The sequence below is a fragment of the Halovenus rubra genome, assembly GCF_026586665.1.
GTDB classification, from domain to species: Archaea; Halobacteriota; Halobacteria; order Halobacteriales; family Haloarculaceae; genus Halovenus; species Halovenus rubra.
Genome location: NZ_JAODIY010000009.1, coordinates 72,543 through 89,461 on the forward strand (window position 1 = coordinate 72,543; position 16,919 = coordinate 89,461).

15 protein-coding genes are annotated in these 16,919 nt (G+C 56.0%); 9 read left to right on the top strand and 6 right to left on the bottom strand.

Annotation, left to right across the window (positions count from 1 at the left end):
- Positions 1–90: 90 nt before the first annotated feature.
- On the top strand, positions 91–351 hold the full coding sequence (locus tag N5098_RS07305) for a hypothetical protein (RefSeq protein WP_267637098.1): 261 nt from the start codon (positions 91–93) through the stop codon (positions 349–351).
- Between the two features lie 14 nt (positions 352–365).
- Here the strand turns inward: N5098_RS07305 and N5098_RS07310 are convergent, their stop codons facing one another.
- Entirely contained in the window at positions 366–683 is a 318-nt protein-coding gene (locus tag N5098_RS07310) for a hypothetical protein (protein WP_267637100.1), read from the bottom strand.
- A 15-nt stretch (positions 684–698) separates the two neighbouring features.
- Positions 699–4,907, bottom strand: a complete 4,209-nt coding sequence (locus N5098_RS07315; RefSeq protein ID WP_267637101.1) for a hypothetical protein — start codon at positions 4,905–4,907, stop codon at positions 699–701.
- Positions 4,908–5,267: 360 nt separating this feature from the next.
- Here N5098_RS07315 and N5098_RS07320 point away from each other — a divergent pair, with 360 nt between their 5' ends.
- The 4 genes from N5098_RS07320 (at position 5,268) to N5098_RS07335 (ending at position 10,178) form a co-directional block, all read left to right on the top strand.
- A complete protein-coding gene (locus tag N5098_RS07320) occupies positions 5,268–7,151 on the top strand; it encodes a hypothetical protein (RefSeq protein ID WP_267637102.1) in 1,884 nt (627 codons plus the stop codon).
- A gap of 391 nt (positions 7,152–7,542) precedes the next feature.
- Positions 7,543–8,145 carry a hypothetical protein gene (locus N5098_RS07325; RefSeq protein ID WP_267637103.1) on the top strand — a complete coding sequence of 201 codons (603 nt, stop codon included), beginning with the start codon at positions 7,543–7,545 and terminating at the stop codon, positions 8,143–8,145.
- 142 nt (positions 8,146–8,287) lie between these two features.
- The gene (locus N5098_RS07330) at positions 8,288–9,814 is read left to right on the top strand and encodes an aldehyde dehydrogenase family protein (protein WP_267637104.1); all 1,527 of its coding nucleotides are present in this window, start codon (positions 8,288–8,290) and stop codon (positions 9,812–9,814) included.
- Positions 9,807–10,178, top strand: coding sequence for a hypothetical protein (locus tag N5098_RS07335; protein WP_267637105.1), 372 nt, complete (start codon positions 9,807–9,809; stop codon positions 10,176–10,178). Before N5098_RS07330 ends, N5098_RS07335 begins: the two co-directional genes overlap by 8 nt.
- A 196-nt stretch (positions 10,179–10,374) precedes the next feature.
- Here N5098_RS07335 and N5098_RS07340 read toward each other — a convergent pair whose 3' ends face one another.
- The 4 genes from N5098_RS07340 to N5098_RS07355 form a co-directional block, all read right to left on the bottom strand.
- Positions 10,375–11,172 carry a class I SAM-dependent methyltransferase gene (locus N5098_RS07340; protein ID WP_267637106.1) on the bottom strand — a complete coding sequence of 266 codons (798 nt, stop codon included), beginning with the start codon at positions 11,170–11,172 and terminating at the stop codon, positions 10,375–10,377.
- 54 nt (positions 11,173–11,226) lie between these two features.
- Positions 11,227–12,117 (bottom strand): phosphogluconate dehydrogenase (NAD(+)-dependent, decarboxylating), encoded by an 891-nt coding sequence (gene gnd / locus N5098_RS07345; protein ID WP_267637108.1) that lies wholly within the window; start codon positions 12,115–12,117, stop codon positions 11,227–11,229.
- A 303-nt stretch (positions 12,118–12,420) separates the two neighbouring features.
- A complete protein-coding gene (locus N5098_RS07350) occupies positions 12,421–13,908 on the bottom strand; it encodes a PH domain-containing protein (protein WP_267637109.1) in 1,488 nt (495 codons plus the stop codon).
- A gap of 12 nt (positions 13,909–13,920) precedes the next feature.
- The gene (locus tag N5098_RS07355; protein ID WP_267637111.1) at positions 13,921–14,766 is read right to left on the bottom strand and encodes a PH domain-containing protein; all 846 of its coding nucleotides are present in this window, start codon (positions 14,764–14,766) and stop codon (positions 13,921–13,923) included.
- A gap of 284 nt (positions 14,767–15,050) precedes the next feature.
- On the opposite strand from N5098_RS07355, the gene N5098_RS07360 reads away from it, so the two are divergent.
- From N5098_RS07360 to N5098_RS07375, 4 genes are all read left to right on the top strand, one after another.
- The gene (locus N5098_RS07360) at positions 15,051–15,326 is read left to right on the top strand and encodes a helix-turn-helix transcriptional regulator (protein ID WP_267637112.1); all 276 of its coding nucleotides are present in this window, start codon (positions 15,051–15,053) and stop codon (positions 15,324–15,326) included.
- Between the two features lie 129 nt (positions 15,327–15,455).
- Positions 15,456–15,680 (top strand): hypothetical protein, encoded by a 225-nt coding sequence (locus N5098_RS07365; protein WP_267637113.1) that lies wholly within the window; start codon positions 15,456–15,458, stop codon positions 15,678–15,680.
- A 72-nt stretch (positions 15,681–15,752) separates the two neighbouring features.
- Complete coding sequence (locus N5098_RS07370) at positions 15,753–16,511, top strand: DICT sensory domain-containing protein (protein ID WP_267637114.1); 759 nt, start codon at positions 15,753–15,755, stop codon at positions 16,509–16,511.
- A 47-nt stretch (positions 16,512–16,558) separates the two neighbouring features.
- Complete coding sequence (locus N5098_RS07375; protein ID WP_267637115.1) at positions 16,559–16,798, top strand: DUF5816 domain-containing protein; 240 nt, start codon at positions 16,559–16,561, stop codon at positions 16,796–16,798.
- Positions 16,799–16,919: the final 121 nt, after the last annotated feature.

A 16,919-nucleotide genomic window follows, 5' to 3' on the forward strand; every position in this document is an offset into this window, starting at 1 on the left:
GCCTCTGGTCCAATCCATATTGCCACAGATTACTACGTACCAGTAAGTAAAACGGGAGGTTTTAACGTCGGAAGCACCGTTCGACACTCGATGCAAGTCCTCGACAGAAAGCGCTACTCATACCTCTTGCTAGAGACGGATGGAGAGTGGATTCTGACGTTCTTGCTCGGTGGCCCGATAGAACGCGATGTTTCCGTACGATTGACGCCTGCGGAGATTACCGCAATCGAAGACGGCGACGCGTCGGCCGCTGATCTGGTTGAGCGCTTTCGTGCCGAGAGTTCGGCTTACGAGGGCAGACAAGTCACGCCGACGGTCTGGCCCTCACGAGACGAAGAGCCCGGAGCATAGCACTGTCTTCTGGTTCAGGACTCTCGCGTTTCGACCGACGCGTGTCTGTTCAGCGTTCGGACGAACTCTTCTTCGTCGAGCAGCGTTAGCGATTCGTGTTCCGACAGGGCTTCGACAAGCCAGTCGCTGTCCCACCCCTCGAAGAAATCCTCCCACTTCGACACGCAAAACTCGTTGAAGCTGTAGAACGCACCGCCCAGACCGTGACCTTTCCCTTGGAGTAAGTGTACCTCCTCGGCCTCGAAGGATAGCTTGAGAACTCTGGGCCAGTTGGGATTGTGGGGAATGCCTGGGTTTGGGTCCGGGCTAGAGACGACGTAGTAGGTTGCCATGGGTTTCGTCAGTTGTTATTCTCCCGTATCGTCCATAGACGAGTAGTTGCGGGCAGCGTCGAAGACGGCAGCTTCGAGGTCTTCGTCACCGACCGTGCGAAGTGCCAGTCCGAGAGCGTACGTGTTAGTCGACCGTGGATGTTCGTGTTCCGTCCTAATCGTCTTGGCGGCCCGTCCAAAAGTACGCACGACTGCATCGCCTCCTCGAAGGTGGCCGTCTTCGCTCGCCTGCTCGATAGACTCATAAACAGCCGCGACACACGCCTCAACCTCGTCATGCGATTGGCCTTTCGTCGTTCCCGCGACGACGATGTCGGCGTACACGCCTTCGAGGAACTCGGCTGAGTCCTCAACGTGCGGGCCTGCAGCGTATGCCAGAAGTTCCGAATCGAGTCGGTGACGCCACGCGTCGGCTCTGTCGGCGACTGCATGGACGTAGGCGCGCGTGTAGACACCAGCGGCGAACCCGGCGGGGGCCTCGGGGCTCACTTGCGTCGCGGTCGCTTCGATGCGGTCGGTCACCACGGCCAGCCACTCCTCGACAGTGTCGTGATCGCTGTGACTGCGACCGACGACTGCCAGCGCATGGGCGTAGAGTCGCTCGAAGATGTCGGCTCGCTCCAGACCGACCCACTCGAAGTCGGCCCGCTCCTCGGCGGCCGCAACGACCTCCGTGGCAGTGAAACTCACTGCTTCTGGCTCGGCCTCAACCGCGAGCGCGAGTGCGGTTCCGAACACCGTGCTGACGTAGTTGACGGGATGCAGTAGAGTGCCCGCCGCTGTCGCGGCGGTCTGGATCTGATCGAGCACGGACTGCACCAGGCGGTCGTGCGTTCGCTCGCCCACGTCCGCTCGGGTCAGCACCGCCCGAAGAATCGCCGCGTCCGTCTCCGCAAACGCGTCAAACCACGCTGTCTTGCTCGGCCCGTCGATGCCCTCACGTGTCGACCGGAACGAGGTGACGAGCGACCCGAGCCACTCCCCGGCGAGATTTGCATCGTCTTCGGTTGCCCAGTCGACCGCCGCCTCGCCGTAGACGGATTCAAGGAACGCGACCGGATCTGAGACCAGGTCACTCGTGGCTGCCAGCTCGTGAATGCGCTCGGTGAGGCTGTCGAACCAGGTTGTCGCGCTACGTGGCGAAATCCCGGCGTCCAACTCTTTGTCGTCCTCCCGGATCTGCGTCGAAAGCGCCCCACGGTATACCGCCGCCAGATACGGTTCGACCGTCTCCGTCGGTGCATCGCCTGCGACGCCCTGGGTCACGGCTGTGTCGTAGCGGTCGATCCAGTCCTCGAATCCTGGCGAATCCGGGAGCGGGAGGATTCCCTTGCTGTACGGGCCAGAGTTGACTCCGTTGGCATCATTCTCTTCAATCCTGGCGAAGGCAGCGAGCGCGGCGGCATGGAGTGACGCACGGCACTCCCACTCGTCGTTTGCGACCGCCGAGTCAGCGATGGTATCGACCAGTTGATAGCAGTCCGCAAAGAGGAGGTCGGCGCGGTCGAGATCACGGTAGTGGACGATGTTCCAGATGGCCCAGCCGTACGTGTTGACGACAAAGTCGTCAGCTTTGTCTACAAACGCTGCCTGCATTGCACTCTGACAGAGTCGTTCTCCGATGCTTTCCAGCCACGGCCCGAATCGGTCGTCCGGGCACCCGTGATCGAACACCCATCCGACGGCGCTAACGGTGGCGACGTGGAGCAACTCCACGCGGTCCTCGTCGTGCTGAAGTGCGGTGGCCGACTCTCTGGTGGCCGCGTCGATCGCGTCCAGCCAGGTCGCCATCGTGTCGGCCGATGTCGCCGCGCCAGCGACGACTCCTGCCATCGAGCCGAACACGTTTCCGAGCAGGACGGCCGTGGAACTGTCCTCGTATTTGATTGCCGTCTGTTCGACGAGTGCCATCACCGGAGCGAGTACGGCCTCGGATTGTGCCGAGTCGTCGGCCATCTCGATGAGGCCTGCGACCGTCCGGCCGTAGATCCGACAGAGCGGATACAAGCTTGATTCGGGGTCGATTGTTCCCTGGTCGACTATCTCGTGAAGGAGTTGGTCGATGGTTGCGAGCGCACCTTGGTTCGGGCCCGAACCGTCTTCTGGCCGTATGACCGTCGTCAGCGCGGTCGTGAAGGCAGTCACGATGGGCTCGACGTCGCCACCGACCGACTCCCGTCCGTGCTGAGTTGCAGTCTCGTTCGTGAGTGTCAGTGCACGAACCGCGAGCGCCTCAACCCACTCGTCGGCCATCGGCTGTTCGCTCCCAACAGCCGCCATGGCTCTGCCGCATACCCGACCTCGGTACCTGATGGCCCCGTCGGTGTCGCTCCGTCCCAGCCCAACATCCCCGACGAGGTCGTTGACTAAGACCAGCCACTCCCTAGCGGCACTCGGGTGTGCGGTTCGTGCGACAACAGCGATGGCATCGGCCACTACCTGCCCGACGAATTCGGCGTCGAGGTCGGCGTCAGAGATACCAGCAATCGCCGCGAGCGTGCTCTGGTCTGTGCTCCCTTCTACGTCGAGTGTCCGACGGGTGGGGCTTTGGTTGTTGGGCCACCCCATCGCATCGAGCAGATCGGTGGCGACCGCCTCCGATGTCCGGTCGGCCGTGGCTACGATCGTGTCGCATAGGTCGAACTCGGTGCGGTCGCGCCAAGCGGCGACTTCCTCACAGCCAGCCCGTTTCGAGATGGTGTCGAGTTGTTCGCGGCTCTCGTTGTCACAGATGAGGATTGCACCGTCACAGACTCCTTGTTCCACCCAGTCGGCCAGCGCCCGAACGCCCGCGTCGCCCGTGATCGGTGCCGGCTCGGCACTGTAAGTCCCAACAACGACCGCGTCCGGCGTCGCGTCGACGCCCACCCTGATATGGTCGGGCTGGCGAAGGTCGGGGAGTCTGACCGTCATCCCCCACGACGTAAGTTCCGTGGCGACCTGGGCTGCGAGCCGGCGCTTCCCGCTCGCTTTCGGCCCCGTGAGGACGACCAGCCCGCCATCGACGACATCAACGACTTCGTCGACGTCAACCCCTGCCAGTCTGTCGTCAAGTTGTTGTTCCCCATCCTGATCGGGGAACGCCCGCTCTTTCGTGGCTGCCTGGAGCGTCGCTTCCCCCTTCCAGTGCCAGGAACCGACGAGAGTTGACGATCCGTAGTCGTCGGGTGCCATCGCCACGTCGTCGAGTGACGACGCGATTGCCCGCATGGCAGCTCGCAGTTCATCGACTGCACCACTCGCCTCGGCGACGGCTGTCTCGGACTGGTCGGCCAGCAACTCGGCAATTCTCTTTTGCATCGGCTCGGATGCGAACAATCGAAGCTGCTCGGTGGTTCCCGGTGGGAGATCGAATGTGGATTCGAGCGCTTCGGCGGCCCCAGCCAGTGGCCGGTGTCGAACGAACGAGTCGAGCCACGCCGTCTCGTCGGCAGTCAACGAACTCGCGACGAGGACGATGGCGAGATGGGTCGCTGGCGACAGTGCGGCCGGGTCATACCCTCCATCCGTCGCACGCGGGTGGATGGACGAGACGAGGTTTCGAGCCACCTCGCCGAGTGGCTCAACCGAGCCGTCATACTCACCAAGTACCTCCCTGACGTCCGGTCCGAACAGAACGGTTTCGGACCCGTGCTTCGAGAGCGAGAGGAAAGCTGCGGGCGTGACGGTTTCCTCGACGGTTCCAACCCGTTCCCGCAGCTGTTCGTTCTCAAAGGCGTAGCTAGGATATGTGACACGTTCGACGAGGTCCGCACGGTCCGCCGCACGCATTCCAGGTGGCTTTCGATTGTTGACGGCCGTACGAATTTCGTCGATAGCGTCGTCGCTCTCCGAAGGCGGCGTTCGGACCACGAGCACGGAGTCGACTCGCTCAACGAGAGCCCCGGCCTCGGGGACGCGCTGGCACAGCCAGTCGAGACTCCGTGGCCGTGTTACGAGCACCGCTCCTCCAGAGTGATCGAACAGGGCGGTACTCTCGGATGGCTCCTCGTCGGTCGTCCAGTCTTGGTCGCTCCGGTTGATCATCGCCGACACCAAGTCGTCAACGATCACGAGTTCGTCCTCAAGAGCTGTCGTCGCCGGTAGCTGCTCGACTGATTGACCGAGTGTCCGCAGGTGATGTGACTTTCCAACGCTGGGCGCCCCGAGAACGAGTGTTACCTCACCCGGATCGACCGCGCCGCACAGTTCTTCTGGTGTAACGTCTCGAATCATCTTTTCCATGTATTCTCCACGACTGACCCCGCCGACGCCTGTCCAGACACAGAACGCTACCGAGTATATCCTCCTCTACGTATGATAGCGAACATAAACATTTGCTGTCGGGTCGGCCGCTATGTGAGTATGAAACCTCACGGTTGTCTACCGACACGAGGGGCCACAGTCACACCTCCGTGACGCCCACAGCCGTATCTAAAACGCAAGACCGGCTCTACCCTGCCCTGACGACTCTGTTGCTCAGTATGCGTCCAAGCATCCGTTTTAACAATTTTTAATTATATATCATGTTTTATTGTATGTAGACTGTATGGTAAAAATATATCAACTAGAGACCTTAATTTAGTATTAGTCTTATCATAAAATATGGCTAAAAAACAAATCGAACCCGAGTCAGCCAACGAATTGATTTCGGACAGAGAAGCCGAATCGGACGGCACCTTTCAGACAGTGACTCGACGAACGTCTTTAAAGCTCGGAGGTGTGGCACTTGCGGCTGTTCTTGGAGGTGTGTCTAGCAGTGCCGCGATGTCGACAAGCTTAGACGAACTTCCAGTCGGAAGTCAGATCGGTGGGGGAGACACCTATGAGGATACTGTTAGCGCGTCTGAGGCTAATGTCGTGGTCCAAACACTCGAAGAGCTGAAAGAAGAGTTGGAGTCAGCTAACTATGGCGACGTGGTTTTCGTCGATGGAGATGCAGAAATCAACCTCGGAGACACCTATATGACGATTCCCTCTGGAGTGACACTCGCGTCGAACCGCGGTGTCGACGGAGCCAAGGGTGCCCATCTCTCTACCAACGGCTACGAGGGGAAGTGGGCGGGTCCGTTCAACGCCGAATCCGATGTACGTGTGACTGGCCTCCGCATTTCCGGCAAAGAGTGGGAGTACCGCGAGATCGATAACGAGGCGACAACTTCCCGTGTCGGTCTCGCACTCAAAGGGCCAAACTGTGAGGTCGACAACGTAGAGATGTGGGGCTACAATTTCGCGTCGATCAGAGTCGCCGCCGATGAGGCCCATATCCATCACAGTCACATCCATCATAATCCGATCGATGGATGGGGCTACGGTATCCACTGTGCCCGCGGCCAAGACATTCTGATTGAGTACAATCACATGGTGTTCAATCGTCACTCGGTCTCAAACACGGGGATTGCTGGCTATGAAGTCCGGAATAATTTCTTTGGCGGTGAAACTGCTCCATCCTATCAAGTCGGGACCCACGCCGTGAACCCTCGCAAAAACGATTATCGGGGAGGAACCGAACTGTCGATCCACCACAACACGTTCGTCCCGACCACGCATATCGACGAGGAGGGAGATACCGGGAGACATATCTCCATCAGGGGGTTTCCCGAGGACGTCGCAGACATCCATCACAACTGGTTCTATAACCCGACCGAACCCACAGCCCCCTCAGAGAGCAAGGACGGAGCGATCATCCAGATTCCCCGGACGAACGGCTGGGCTCATATCACCGAGTGGGACAACGTCACCTTCTCGGATAATCACTACGGCGCTGACAAACCGGATAGCGACGATATCGGTGCGCCGGTCGATCGAGAGTCCGACGTGGACGGAACGTTCACGTATTCGGTCGAGGCCAACGAGAACGCTGTCGAGTACTATCTCGAAGCCAGAGATGGGGTGGACTGGCGGCTTGAAGACTCCGCCGAGGAGACGTGGGTCTCGACAGACGGTACTCGCGTCGCCGGGCGAATGGCGGCAGGCGAGACACACACCTGGACCGGAAACTCCCTCTCAAGCGAGGATTTCATGGTGATCGACGTTACTATCGACGGTGACGCCGTGGGGTACGTAAACGGGAATGAATCGAATCTCGACCTCTATCCCCAGCCCGAGGCGACCGGTGGAGAGTGGAAGCATCTCGACGAACTGCTGTACGATCCCCAAAAGCTCACTGTGATCGCGGAACCAAACGCCGAGGAGTGCCGGTATGAGTTTACAGTCGACACGAAAGTCCAGAAACTATCGACTGGCGGCGAAACGCCAGATGGCAAGCCGATATCGGCCGAGGATAGCGATGAGGTGACTGAGACCAACGACGGCAAGTTCAATGTCTCTGGGACGACCGAAAACGGCTACGGCGACGCCTTCCGTGTCTCTGGATCTGTATCCGAGGCGACACTCCGGGACTCTGACCGGAGCTGGTTCGAACTCAACGGCGAACGGGTCAGTCCCGAGGAACTTCCAGAGCGAACCGGGCTCGATTCGAAGGAGTAACCGGCCACCGACAGCATTTTTCTAACTCACCTCTCACCGAGGGGGATACTCAAAGGCGTCCCACTCGGTCTCCCTCGCCCGCAAACACTCGCATCACAGTTTCTGCGGACGACCCAGAGCGAGGTTTGTTCGTTTATTATACTAATAGATACAGACTAATGGAGACTCAAATCACCCGAGATACGCACATACTGTCTTGTAGACGTATTCCCAGAGGGGTTGATCGGCAGAGATTGTGTGCTGTTCTCTGACTCTCTCTAGGTTTCAAACTGTAGAGTATAGCCGTCGAAACGACGATCGTCAAATTCTGGCAAAGTAGCAGTCGCTCCACAGGTGCATTCGTTGAATGTACCAGAATTATTACACTGGTATCGTCCATACGCCAAGTTGCATGAGTTCTGACCAGCAATCAACATCGGCGCCAGGACAGTTCTTTCAGAAGACGTTGACACGGCGACAGCAGCTCAAAGGAGTCGCTGGTGTAGCAACCGCGGCCGTCGCAGTGCCAGCACTCAGTGACACTGCAGCGGCACATTTTCCCAATAAACTCGATATCGATGTCCAGCCAGACAACGCAGATAATTTTATCGACAGCTCGGAACACAACTCAGTCGAAGTAGCTGTCCACCCTGTCGAGTATCTCAACGGAGATGGTACGGCTGAGATGTTCGACCCCACGACTGAACCGGTACGGTACCGTTTTGGGTCTCGGAGTACAGTTGCAGACGGCAAAGGCGCTCGTTCCAAGAGTGACGGCGAAGTTCGTGAGTTTACCGGACACGATGGTGAGACTCACGAAGGACTTGTTCTCACCTTCCCGGTTGACGGGATGGGATTCGATGGCGGTGAAGAAACAGCGTGGCTATACTGGGAGCGCGACGAATCAGGCAACCACGGGTACGCTGGCATGGATGCAGTCAGCATCTATGGGGCGGCTGAAACTGACCAAGAGTCGATGCAAATGTTGCGGCGGTTGCTACGTTTGCTCCGCTGAGCGTTGACGTAGTCTGTGTCCTGGATCACTGAGCGTAGGTGATCTCAAAGTACACTAGCGGTTCATTCAAAGACAGTTTCGAGGAATTATATATTTGATAAATCCGAATCATCAAGTGAGTGTACATTCAAGTATAGATTGCATGTCAACAGATAGCAATCAACAAAACAGTGGAGAACGGAAATCAGCAATCAAAGAACGTCACAAGCAGACTGCCAGCGAGGTAATTCCAGATAATCGCCAGCTGTATATTGGTGGTGGCTGGGAGCCCAGTAGCTCTGGAGAGAGCTTTGAGACGACTGACCCAACAACCGGAGAGACACTTGCGTCGGTGTCCGCCGGAACAGCCAAAGACATCGACAGAGCTGTCGAAGCCGCGTGGGACGCGTACGATGAAGTATACAGCGACATGTCAACGGCAAAACGACAGGCGATGCTCACTGAAATCGCAGATGTCATTGAGGAACACAGTGAGGCGTTTGCACGGTTGGAAAGCCTCGATAACGGCAAGCCAATTACCGAGGCACGGATCGACATTGACCTCGTCACCGACCACTTCCGGTACTTTGCAGGAATCGCCCGCGCTGAAGAGGGACGCACGATCAATACCGACGACAGTAGACACGTCCAGACGATTCGGGAACCCTACGGTGTCGTTGGACAGATTATTCCGTGGAATTTCCCACTTTTAATGGCCGCCTGGAAACTTGCTCCAGCGCTATCGGCCGGCAACACGGTTGTCATCAAACCGGCTGAAGAGACACCGCTAAGTATTCTTAAGTTGATGGAAGTCACCGAAGACGTAATCCCAGACGGTGTTGTAAACGTCGTTACCGGATTTGGCCCTGAAGCGGGTGAGCCCCTCTCGAAACATCCCGACATTCGTAAGCTCGCGTTTACCGGTTCGACAACAGTCGGCAGCGAAGTGATGAAAAGTGCCGCTGAGCACATTACCGACGTGACTCTTGAACTGGGCGGCAAAAGCCCCCTCGTCATCTTCCCAGACGCCGACCTCGAACAGGCCGTCGAAACGACCATCACGTCAATATTTTTCAACACCGGAGAATGTTGCTGTGCCGGGTCACGGTTGTTTGTTCACGAGGACATCAAAGACGAGTTCCTTGACAGCCTCACCGACGCTGCGGAAGACCTCACTATCGATGATCCGCTCTTGGAATCGACCGACCTAGGACCCAAGGTGACAGCGGAGCAGGTTGAGCGGACAATGAGTTACATTCAAGATGCCGAGGCGGAAGGCGCGGCCTTTGTCACAGGAGGGACTCAGCCAGACGACGAAGCGCTCTCGGATGGCTGTTTTGTCGCACCAACACTGATCGACGGAATCGACCACGACAGCGACCCCGTCCAAGAGGAAATATTTGGCCCGGTTCAAGAGGTCTTTTCTTGGAGCGACTACGACGAGATGATTGAGCTGGCAAATGATGTAGATTATGGCCTCGCTGCGGGAGTCCTCACCGAAGATCTCACCAAGGCCCACCAGTGTGCAAGAGACATCGAAGCCGGAAACATCTGGGTAAACACCTACAATGACTTCCCGGCAGGCCAGCCCTTTGGAGGGTACAAACAGTCAGGAGTTGGTCGCGAAATCGGACAGGAGGCTGTCGAACACTACACGCAGACAAAGTCGATCGATATCTCACTTGACTGAGAAGACTGTCCCGTTCCCGGAGCTTACTGCCGGACGAATCACGGCAGCACAGGTATCGGTTGCTCCTGACGGTACCCGATACGTTGTCCCGTCAGGGATGCACGAGCGGTTGCGTGATGTTGTCGTGACCGACGCGGACGAGCAGGGCTTGGATCCGAAGACGGATCTTGCAGTGGCCGGATGGACATCGTTGGCAGTCGACGGCATGACCGACCGCGTGTACGTCGACGCTCCAGATGGGTTCGACAATGTGGCGATTGTTAAGCGGTTCGCCCGCTCACACGACGCAGGATCGATTGTTGTCGCCTTTCATCCCAGCGGTACGTGGTCGAGATGGGCGTCTCCCGGAGCTATTCGCCTGTGAAAAGCTCTGCGGACTCGCAGCAGTTGACGGCTACTTGTGGCAGGGAGTTCTTGAGTCTGTGACGTGCTTTTTTCGCTGGCTCTAAGCCGAGACGATGAGTTGGTGCTCTCATCCTGCAGTCCCTGACTGCCAGTACTGTACGGTTATGAATATGTCGCGACCACGCTGAGAATGGTAGGCAATCCCATTGTCTCTACTATCGTACAGTTCCTGTCACCAGAAGATACTCCACGCGGACGGTGTTGTCGGCAAACCACTCTTCGAGACAGTCAAGTGCCTCTTTGCGTAGTCGCTCGCGTGCATCGGGTTCATCAAGCCGACGAAGTGCTGGAGAGAGAGGGCCAGCTTCCTCGGCAAACTCTTGCCAGAAGTGTTGTGGGGAGACATACCGGAATCGGAGAACCCGTCGCTGGAAGGTTAGCTCACAGCGGCCACCCAGTGTTTCTCTGACGAAATCTGGCGTCCCCCATCGGAGGTGACCGCGCGGGTCATGGTCTGGATACGTCACATGGTCGGTCAAGATATCCGTCAGCGCGCCCACCAGTCCGTTTGGTGACCACGCAGTGAACCCCACCTGTCCTCCCTGTCGGGTGACACGGCACATTTCGTTTGCTGCTTTGTTGGCATTTGGCGCAAAGACGTGGCCAAAGTTCGAGAGCGCGGCATCAAACTGGTTATCGGCAACCGGAAGCGATTCGGCATCACCGCCGGTCCAATGAATATCGTCGTACTCAGCGAGTGCAGCGTTTTTTTCTGCTAGGCTGAGCATCGGTGGGCTAGCATCGACACCCATCACACTGGCTCCCTGCCTCCGTGCTGTCAACGCGACGTTGCCAGTTCCACAACCAACGTCGAGCACGCGGTCGCCTGCCGCGACGCCAGCATTACTAACCAACCGTGCTGTCGCGGGCAATAGGTTCGACGCCAACGACGGATACTGTCTCGTTGACCAGATGTGCGTCTTGGGCTCGGGCGTAACATCTCCATCGACCATTTTGAATACAAAGAGGGGGCATCTACCTATGCCCTTCGTCTTTCGGTCAACAGGTTACCTTCGGCGCACCTCGTGCCGACCGAAACCGTACCGAAGCCGGTTTGCCAACCGCCGTGAGAACCGCTCGTTGCGGCTTCCGAACCGTTCCGAGAGCGCCGCGTAGATGAGCGGCAACGGGACTTCCTGTTCGAGTGCCTCCTGGACGGTCCACGTGCCTGTCGACCCGCCAGCGACGTAATCGGCAACGTTTCCCAGATCAGATCCTTCCTCGTTAAAGGCTTCCTCACAGAGTTCGAGCAGCCATGACCGGATGACTGCACCGTTGTTCCAGGTACTTGCGACTGCTTCGAGGTTGAGGTCGTACCGACCCTCGTGGAGTAGCTCGAACCCTTCACCGTATGCCTGCATCAAAGCGTATTCGACACCGTTGTGGACCATTTTGACGTAGTGCCCCGAACCGCTGTTGCCCATTCGGTTGTGTCCTTTTGGCCCAGTCGCCACAGCGTCGAATACGGGTTCGAGTTCCTCGTAGGCCCATTCAGGGCCGCCAACCATCAGTGAAAACCCCAACTCCGCACCCGCTGGGCCACCACTTGTGCCACAGTCGAGGTACGCTGCAGCCGTACGCTCCGACCGACAGACGGTGTCTTCGAAATGTGAGTTCCCGCCATCGACCACAATATCGTGCTCAGTAAGCGATGGTTCAAGTTCATCTAGTGCTGCGTCGATAGCATCTCCTGCAGGCACCATCAACCAAATGCGTTTTTCGGAGCCAAGTACTGACGTGAGATCATCGATTGAGTCAGTACCCCTGGCCCCTGCAGCGACTGCGCTTTCGACAGCCTCCTCATCCACGTCGAATGCGACAACGTCGTGACCGGCCGCCAACGTCCTGTCGACGACAATCTGTCCCATACGGCCGAGTCCAATGACTCCGAGTTCCATACCAGACTCTCACCGGCCGGGAAAGTAGTGGTTGTGATTTTCCCCGTTCGGCAGTATGAGTAAAAAAGAGCCGTAATAGTTGTTATTTGCTCTCTGAAAGAGCGTTGAAAGATGTGGTGGGGAAAGAGGGGGAAAGGGGAAAGAGGGGGGAAGGGGAAAGAGGGGGGAAGGGGAAAGAGGGGGGAAGGGGGTAAGTGGCACCCAAATTGGGTGCACACGGATATTGCGATTATACTCATATGTACTTTCTGGTTTAACTTTCTCAAAAGTGAAAATATCAACCACTGAGAGCTGGAACGATACTCAGTCAGCCGCTTCAAATCGTCGGATCCGCTGTGTTCGACGCTCACGCAGGGACCACTGGAATCGATTGTGAACTGTTTCTCGTAGTTGGCGGGCTTCATCAATATCAATATCGAGAGCAACCGCATTCCCGCCCCAGAATCCGCCCGAGCTAGCTGTATCGACAACAAGCGTTCCAAGCTGCCGACGGCGCTGGAATACTGTCTGTGTCTCTGAGACGGTCTGAACTCGATAGTACGGAACGATAGTCGTCTGCCGTGTCCAGAACCCGGACCGGGTAACCACGTAGCCTTCGTCGTAGTAGTACCCAAGGTGGGTCCACTTGAGATGTGCTGCCAACGGAACGAGGGCCCAACTGAGTGCCCCCAAATACCAGTCATTGAGTGTCCCGGTCGTTGTATTGATTCCTGCAAGGAGTGCAACAAGAACAGCAACAACAATAGTGTATCGCCCAACATACCGAAGGCGTGCACGTTTTGGTGGTCGCGTGAATTCCACTTCGCCAACGGATTCAACAGTTCGGGCGAGGTCGAATAGCCGATCCCGCTTCGCGATCGGAATTGCAGATTCGACACTGTTCCCGTCCTGTCCTGGAGCATACCCTGCCGTCTCGATTGCGAGGTTCCCGTAGCCCACAGCTCGGGCAATGAAATTCTCCCGGATCATCACAGTCTGGATTTTTGACAACGGAATTGTCCCGTTGTACTGCTGGAGGAGCCCACGCTGATACCGAAGTTCACCTTCATGCCGAACCAGCCTGAACCCATAGTATCTGAGGATTGCTTGGATACCGCTTACAATCCAGAGCAATACCAGCGCTAGCGCGGCGAGTGCTGGCCCAAGCAACAATAACACGGACAGTCGCGGAGACACCTGTTCGGCAGCAACCGGTGTCCCGAGAACCGCAAACATGACAAGTATCAGTCCGAGAAGATTGAAGTTTGCCGAGGTAAGGCCAAGCACTGCCAACTCGTTACTATCAAGCTCAAACAACGTATTATCAGGCACCTCAGTGTCTCGTTGGCTTTCACCGTGTTTTCGGTCACTAACTAGTTCCTGTAAGCGGGTCGCTTCGGCTCTACTGACGTACTGGAGGACAGCTTCACTTTCCCCACCCCCAGCAGTCTCTAGACGCACCTCGGCAATCCCAAGGGCACGCTGAAAGACGTTCTGTGCGACATCGATGTTCTGGATTCGCTTGAAGGGAATTTCGCGTTCGCGGCGAGAAAAGACACCAGAGTAGATCTCAAACGTATCTGGTGTAATGCGGTACTCATACCGTTTCACGTACGTCATCTCCCAAAGTGCAACAGCAACTAGCCCGAACAGGATGAACCCTCCAAGCACAAGTGGTTCAAGCCCTGTACTTTCTGTACCTCCCTGGCTTCCATCTCCTGTCGAAAAGACTACTGAGACGATAACAATACCCGCGATACGGGATACGTTTTCGAAGATTCGATACGGAACCGACCGATAATCAAGATTCATCGCAGATCACCTCTACAGAGCGTCGTCTCCTTTCGCCTCAATTGCTAGTTCTTTGACGCGGCGTTGTAGGTCACGGGCGTCTTGCGGTCGAAGACCGGGGATCGAGATGTCCGCACCCCTCGAACCGGCAGTGTACACGACGAGCGTCGAGAGTCCAAGCATACGCTCAACTGGACTTCTGCTCGTGTCGACGTGCTGAATACGGACGTAGGGCACGAGTGTTCTGGCATGTGTCACAACACCGCGTTCAAGATAGATTGCGTCAGTCCGTATCTGGTAGACCCACCGCCGATAGTGCAGTATTACCCAGATTAGTCCGGCGAAGAGCAATACGCCAACGACACCAGCACCCCATTGAGAGGTAAATCCCTGCGTTCTAAGCCCCCATGTGACGACAAGTCCAAAAACAAGTGCGCTGACAGTGACACGGATGGCCCACCGTATCTGGACCAGCGGATTGAGTGACCGTCGGTCAGTCAGATACTCCTGACGGGGACCGGATGGTAGCCCCTCTACTGACGTTTCGTCCGGTTGGAACTGACCTAAATCGACCCACGGACCATCATTTTGTTCTCTGTCGGCGATAGTAACTTTGCTAGCTCCAGTCTCTTCTTGCTCTTGGTGATGTCTTGTAGCCCGATGGGTATCATCGTCTCGCTGTGTCGGTTGTGCCCCACCACTGTGTTCCGTTTTGTCCACAGTTGCGTCAGGATGCTCCCCCAGCACTGGAGACCGTGATTCGGTGTCTCCAGACCCAGACTCTTGTGAGCCATAACCGGATTTCACACTCCGATTGTGACCGGTGGCTCGCTCATCTTTTGTCTGGTTGTCGTCGCGCTGGTCACGTCCCTCCGTCATTACCGTATCTCAGGCTGGTATCTTGTTAAGTCCCAGGGTCACGGACAGTTGGTTGTCTGGCTGTCTCTGTTCAGTCATTTTTTATATCGCCAGTACAACCACAAACATAAATAAAATAGAACGTTCATATAGTCGATTTATAGATAAATCATGCTTGATTTATCCTAAATCATAACTAAAATACATGCCTGATACCAGAACGGAGAAGCGTCAATTTTTGCAATGCGAGTAACCGATAGACAACTTTAATATATGTCGGTAATATCTGTTAACTGTACGAATACATGTACGACTTGACGGGATTCCAGCGAGACTTGCTGTACGTCGTTGGTGGTAAAGAAGAGCCACACGGTTTGGCAATCAAAGAAGAACTTGAACAGTACTACGAATCGGAGATACACCATGGTCGGTTGTACCCGAACCTAGACACCCTTGTTGATAAAGGACTCATTGAGAAAGGACAGCGTGATCGCCGGACAAACACATACATTCTCACGAGACGGGGACACCGTGAAATTGAAGCACGCGACGAGTGGGAACAACAGTACGTCGAAAAGTAGTATTTGAATCACATTTTGTACCGCTCTCTCACTCCCGTTAGTCAGTCAAACTGGCCAAGTAACAGAGCCATCCCCCCATGGCCTGTACTACCCCGGAAGTTTCTTGCCCGGTTCAGTAATAGTCTCGATATGGAACTCAACAGCGGTATTTTTCCGAAACTGTTGATTGGGACTTTTGTTGTGGCGATACTGGCGTTCGTTGTTCGTGGGTTCAGCCAACTGGTGGTTGGGGCGGAACTCGCTAGAATCCTTGCTGCGCCACTATTTATCATTGGAGTCCTGATGGCAGTCACCTCATTTATCCTTTCAGTTCTTGTCAAGCTGGGCGCAGTCGGTGATGAGGTCGCAAACTGACAGTTCGAAACTGAGTTTGTGGGACGGTCCAATACATTCAAATTTGTCGGGATTCTATCGTGTGGCGAAGCAATGACGCTTGAAACGTTCCTCGAAAAAGCTGATGCCCCCGAACGGTCAGTTGCTGTTCTCAATCGGACCGCACCGGAACCGTTCCAGATTATGCTTGAGAAACTGTTCGAGGAACAAGCTGTCTCCATTTCTGAGAAGGTGAGCGAAGAGTACACCGAGGACACTGTTGCCTTACTCGAAAACGGGGAGGTAGTTGCTCACTCTCCACTCAAAGAGTTACAGGATGCAATCTTGTTGGTCAACTCGGATATATTTATTACGGGAACTCGGTCCCTAGAGCAGACACGCGTCCCAGAAGTTCTGGACGGATTGGCAGGTGTTCGGTTCTCGCTCCGTGGGTATCCTGAATCGAATACTGAAAAGCTGTTGCTCATACTTATCTCGCGGTATATCGAGAAGCGCGCGTTCAACGATCAAAAGGGGACGCTTCGCTCATCCTTCCAGCGTCTCTCACGGTTGGAGGATGAACAAGGGACGAGAAACGTCTACGAACGGGTGGCTGCTACGGATGTTGATGTTCACGTATATGGCCAGCCAGACTGGACGAATCCTCCGGAGTTCGAGGTAGTTATGCACGGCGGCTACTCGTTCGATTTTCGTTCGTCTTGGTTCGTCATCCATACACCACCGGAAGGCTCGGAATATGAACCCGCAGCACTGCTCGCTATCGAAATTGATGACAGAGAATGGGACGGTATGTGGACGTACGACCCTGAGTTCATCAACAAGTTAACACAGCACATACAAACAACGCTCTGAGGTGGTGAAAAGAAGCGTCTTTGATGCTTGAGTGTTACCCCGTATGTATGGATACGGTTACCAACTCAAAAGGAGAGACACTGTATGTGGATCAGCGGAAGGGAAAACGTGGACAGAAGTCTCCGTTCTATATCGTATATGCAGACAAGTCAGGCGACACCCGCTGGGGATTCTACTGTAGCAACTGTGAGAGTCTCGACAACGCCGTCGACGCCATGGGCCGAGTCAAATGTAACGTTTGTAGTAATCGGACGAAAGCCGAAGAGTGGGACGCTGCCCACGAGTGAGAGAGTACGACAAGACACAGTCAATCAGTGCATCGGTGGCCCACTATTATAGCTCACCTATCAGTCACTCATCTAAGCAACCTGTAACTCCGCTTCGTTCTGTCTGCCAGAGGGCTTTGTC

Bases quoted from the DNA above. Each gene is read 5' to 3' on its own strand.
- N5098_RS07320 (WP_267637102.1), top strand. From the start codon at position 5,268: ATGGCTAAAAAACAAATCGAACCCGAGTCAGCCAACGAATTGATTTCG.
- N5098_RS07355 (WP_267637111.1), bottom strand. From the start codon at position 14,766: ATGACGGAGGGACGTGACCAGCGCGACGACAACCAGACAAAAGATGAG.
- N5098_RS07310 (WP_267637100.1), bottom strand. From the start codon at position 683: ATGGCAACCTACTACGTCGTCTCTAGCCCGGACCCAAACCCAGGCATT.
- N5098_RS07315 (WP_267637101.1), bottom strand. From the start codon at position 4,907: ATGGAAAAGATGATTCGAGACGTTACACCAGAAGAACTGTGCGGCGCG.
- gnd (WP_267637108.1), bottom strand. From the start codon at position 12,117: ATGGAACTCGGAGTCATTGGACTCGGCCGTATGGGACAGATTGTCGTC.
- N5098_RS07325 (WP_267637103.1), top strand. From the start codon at position 7,543: ATGAGTTCTGACCAGCAATCAACATCGGCGCCAGGACAGTTCTTTCAG.
- N5098_RS07330 (WP_267637104.1), top strand. From the start codon at position 8,288: ATGTCAACAGATAGCAATCAACAAAACAGTGGAGAACGGAAATCAGCA.
- N5098_RS07365 (WP_267637113.1), top strand. From the start codon at position 15,456: ATGGAACTCAACAGCGGTATTTTTCCGAAACTGTTGATTGGGACTTTT.
- N5098_RS07375 (WP_267637115.1), top strand. From the start codon at position 16,559: ATGGATACGGTTACCAACTCAAAAGGAGAGACACTGTATGTGGATCAG.
- N5098_RS07340 (WP_267637106.1), bottom strand. From the start codon at position 11,172: ATGGTCGATGGAGATGTTACGCCCGAGCCCAAGACGCACATCTGGTCA.
- N5098_RS07370 (WP_267637114.1), top strand. From the start codon at position 15,753: ATGACGCTTGAAACGTTCCTCGAAAAAGCTGATGCCCCCGAACGGTCA.
- N5098_RS07350 (WP_267637109.1), bottom strand. From the start codon at position 13,908: ATGAATCTTGATTATCGGTCGGTTCCGTATCGAATCTTCGAAAACGTA.
- N5098_RS07305 (WP_267637098.1), top strand. From the start codon at position 91: ATGCAAGTCCTCGACAGAAAGCGCTACTCATACCTCTTGCTAGAGACG.
- N5098_RS07360 (WP_267637112.1), top strand. From the start codon at position 15,051: ATGTACGACTTGACGGGATTCCAGCGAGACTTGCTGTACGTCGTTGGT.